This window comes from Xenorhabdus yunnanensis (assembly GCF_028598805.1).
Lineage (GTDB): Bacteria > Pseudomonadota > Gammaproteobacteria > Enterobacterales > Enterobacteriaceae > Xenorhabdus > Xenorhabdus yunnanensis.
The window spans coordinates 1-2,842 of the sequence record NZ_JAQRFI010000121.1 but is presented as its reverse complement, the minus strand read 5'-3'; the positions used below and the strand labels follow the sequence as shown (position 1 = coordinate 2,842).

The 2,842-nt window shown below is 52.1% G+C and carries 4 protein-coding genes and 1 pseudogene; all 5 read left to right on the top strand.

The features are described 5' to 3' along the window. Positions 1-12: 12 nt before the first annotated feature. Positions 13-174, top strand: a complete 162-nt coding sequence (locus PSI23_RS20870) for a DUF2635 domain-containing protein (protein ID WP_373567366.1) — start codon at positions 13-15, stop codon at positions 172-174. Continuing rightward, the gene (locus PSI23_RS20865; protein ID WP_273556872.1) at positions 174-1,664 is read left to right on the top strand and encodes a phage tail sheath subtilisin-like domain-containing protein; all 1,491 of its coding nucleotides are present in this window, start codon (positions 174-176) and stop codon (positions 1,662-1,664) included. Before PSI23_RS20870 ends, PSI23_RS20865 begins: the two co-directional genes overlap by 1 nt. 9 nt (positions 1,665-1,673) lie before the next feature. Next, positions 1,674-2,042, top strand: coding sequence for a phage tail tube protein (locus PSI23_RS20860; protein WP_273556871.1), 369 nt, complete (start codon positions 1,674-1,676; stop codon positions 2,040-2,042). 15 nt (positions 2,043-2,057) lie between these two features. Further along, on the top strand, positions 2,058-2,345 hold the full coding sequence (locus tag PSI23_RS20855; protein WP_273556870.1) for a phage tail assembly protein: 288 nt from the start codon (positions 2,058-2,060) through the stop codon (positions 2,343-2,345). Between the two features lie 114 nt (positions 2,346-2,459). Then, positions 2,460-2,842, top strand: a pseudogene (locus PSI23_RS20850) (lytic transglycosylase domain-containing protein); the annotation flags it as partial.

Genomic DNA, 2,842 nt, shown 5'->3' with positions numbered 1-2,842 from the left:
GTTGCCGGGCGGCTGGTACGCGACCCGGTTAGAGGCACTCATTTGCCTGAAGGCTGCACAGAGGTACCAGACAGTCTGTTCTGGCATCGTCGCGTCAGAGACGGTGACGTTGAAATCTGTCAGCCGGTAGAAGACACCAAACTTGCCAAAAAAGGCACTCAGGAGGCTGAATAATGGCGATCCCCTTTTCCCATATTCCCAATAATCTCAGAACGCCACTGTTTTTCGTTGAGTTTGATAATTCGATGGCGAACAGCGCCATTGCGACCCAGCGCTCGCTCATCATCGGGCAAATGCTGGATAGCGCAACGGCAACGCCGGAGATCCCGGTCCGTGTTTCTTCGGCAGAACAGGCGGCATCACAGTATGGTCACGGCTCATTGCTGCATGGCATGGTTGCGGCCTATTTAGCGAATGACTCCGCGGCTGAATTGTGGGTGTTGCCCCTGAAAGACGGGGATAACCTGCTGGCTGCAAAAGGGCTGGTAAAAGTCTCCTCCCTGCCCACTCATGGGGGCGTTATCTCACTGTATATTGCAGGTCAGCGCGTACAGGTCACCGTTATGGCCACCGATAACACGGCACAGATTGCGGCGGCACTGGCCACTGCGATTAACCGTAAAATCTCGTTGCCGGTGACCGCAACTGTGGCGAATGACACGGTGACATTAACCGCCAGAAATAAAGGCGCGCACGGTAACGGCATCAATCTTTGCCTCAATTACCGTGGACAGGCCGGCGGCGAGGTCACTCCGGCAGGACTGGCACTGATGATCACTCCCATGACAGACGGTGCAGGTGCACCCGAACTGAAAAATAGCCTGTCTAACCTGAGCGACCGCTCATTTGATTTTATCGTCAATCCCTACACCGACACCGCGTCATTGGATGAGATGAAATCATTCCTGTCAGATACGGGGGGTCGCTGGTCTTGGGAGCAGCAATTGTACGGTCATGCGTTCAGTGTCGTCAGCGGAACCTATGGTGAACTGGCGGATGCCGGCGCACGCCGCAACAATCAGCATGAAGCGGTGCTGGGGGTGACGAAATCCCCGACACCCAACTACATCTGGTCAGCGGCCGTCACCGGTGCAGTTGCGCCGTCCCTCAGAAATGACCCCGGCAGGCCATTACAAACCTTGCCCGTGGCGGGTGTTTTGGCGCCGGCGGCAGAAGACCAGCTCGGCCTGATTGAGCGTAATAACCTGCTGCACAGTGGTATTTCAACATTTACGGTGGCTGATGATGGCACAGTGCAGATTGAAAACATCATTAGTACCTATCAGAAAAACCCGTATGGCGATAATGATGACAGTTATTTGCAGATAGAAACGCTGTTTTTACTGGCGTTTGTCTCTCGTTACATTCGCACGCAGATCACGTCTAAGTTCCGTCGCGTGAAACTGGCGAAAGACGGCACGCGATTTGCGGCAGGCTCGGCCATTGTGACTCCGAATGTAGTGCGTGCCGAACTCATCGCCCAGTACCGGGCGCTGGAATATAACGGGTATGTGCAGGATTCGAAAGCGTTTGCGAGGGGGCTAAGAGTGGAAATTAACGCTCACAACCCGAATCGTTTGGACGTTCTCTGGACGGGCACCTTGATCAACCAGTTGCGCGTGTTTGCCCTGCTCAATCAATTCCGCCTGCAACCAACTAACTAGGAGAAAATCATGGGAAACACCTCTAACAGGCTGGCAGGTACAGCCTATGTTTCTGTTGATGGTATGCGGATCATGGTGGTAGGTGATTTCACCTACAGCCCGTCAGCGGTCACACGTGAAACACTGACCGGCATGGACAGTGTGCACGGGTATAAAGAAAAGCCGAGTCCATCCTTTATTTCATGTCGGGTGCGTGACAGCGGCGGCACGACCGTCGCCGATTTTAACAGCCAGACCAACGTGACTATCGTCGCTGAACTCGCCAACGGCAAAACCATTATCGGTGAGGGTATGTGGACCGTGAACTCGCAGGAAGTCAGAAGCGAAGACGCGGAGTTCGAAGTTCGTTGGGAAGGGATTTCAGTTACCGAAAACTAAAACTAAGAGGCAGTCATGGAAAAAACAAAAGTTATCACACTAAACAAACAGATTGAGAGTAATGACGGTAAAGAGGTTTATACCGAAATTCATCTGCGGGAGCCTGCGCTATTCGAGGTTGAGCAGTTTTATGAAATGGATAAAAAATCCAACCCATTAGCAGCCATGAGATTACTGATTACTCTGGCATCGGGTGTGCCTGAAACGGTACTGAAAAAGATGGCTATCACTGATTTTCGTGAGTGCGAGGTGTTCTTAACCCATTTTTTGGCTTACATCCCCTCCGGCAATGGCAACGATTAGCAGCGGAAGTGACCTATTTTTACCGCTGGGGGCCACAGGATGCGTGGCTCCTGAGTCGTTCCCGTCTGGAGTGGTGGTTTGAACAGGCGCAACGGATTATAGAGGCTAAACCTAATGGCTAATGTGTTTGATTTTCAATTAAATGCGGATGATAACGCAACCAGAGCGCTGGCTGAGATTGAGGCCAGAATTAAGGGGTTGCAGCCTGTATTAAACTCTACGCGGGAAGGCCTGCGGTTTGGCGGCAGTGAAACGCTGGAAAATACAGGGGCATTGAGCAATAAACTACGGGATATGTCACGCTCCGCTCAGGATAACGTGCAGAATATTGGCGACATGATCCCGCCGCTAAAGAATTTTGGTGAACTGTTTACAAAATACAGCGGACTAACATCAAAAATGGGGCTGTTTGGTGGTATCGGGGGCGTTGTTGGCGGGATGGCAGCCGGATATAAGACGCTCAGGGATATGGGGAAAGAGGCCTATAATCTGGATAC